Origin of the sequence: Fulvivirga aurantia (assembly GCF_009711475.1) — a bacterium.
Classification (GTDB): Bacteria; Bacteroidota; Bacteroidia; order Cytophagales; family Cyclobacteriaceae; genus Fulvivirga; species Fulvivirga aurantia.
This window is the reverse complement of the sequence record NZ_SMMD01000142.1, coordinates 1-694: the sequence shown is the minus strand read 5'-3', so window position 1 is coordinate 694 and position 694 is coordinate 1. Positions and strand designations below refer to the sequence as shown.

Annotated in this window: 1 protein-coding gene; it reads left to right on the top strand. The window is 39.2% G+C overall.

What is annotated here, in order from left to right; all coding sequences use genetic code 11:
- Window positions 1–520: hypothetical protein (locus E1176_RS00380; protein ID WP_222933033.1), on the top strand; the 520-nt coding region annotated here is incomplete at its 5' end.
- Between the last annotated feature and the right edge of the window lie 174 nt (window positions 521–694).

Genomic DNA, 694 nt, shown 5'->3' with positions numbered 1-694 from the left:
TAAAACTATGAAAACAATGTCTCAAAGAATATTGGTTGCAATGTTTACAGCTGCATTTTTTGCGTTTAGCTGTACGTCCAATCCATCAGAATCTCCAGAACACAAAGAGATGGTTAGCGCTCATGAAGAAATGGAGAAGAACCATCAGGAGATGGAAGATGCTCATGCTGATATGGAGCAAATCCATCAGGATTTTATCAATAAGCACCGTGAGATGAGCGAAGGAGAAGAAGATAGCGTTCATGTGGCTATTGAAGACGCCCACCAGGCAATGATTGATAATCATACTGAGTTGATTGACAAGCATGAGGCTTTGATGAAGAAGCACACAGAGCTAGAAGAAAAACATGCGTCAGGAGATATCACCAAAGAAGAGATGCAAGAGGATCATGAGAAAATGAAGTCTGAGCACGAAACCATGCGTCAAGAACACGAGAAGTTGATGGAAGAACATGAGAAGATGAAAGAAGAGCACGACCAAATGGTAGCGGCTCATTCGGAATCTGAATCGATGGAGTAATATTTACAACCTTATGAAAGGTATGAAGGCAGGTGATTACCTGCCTTTTTTTTTTAAATAGCTCCGTATGATTATGCTTTTTTAGCATTTCTTCGATATAATCAGTGCAGTCTTTGTAAAATTTTCCTTCTGAACACTCAACATGTACACGTACCACATAGTAAAGATTTTTAT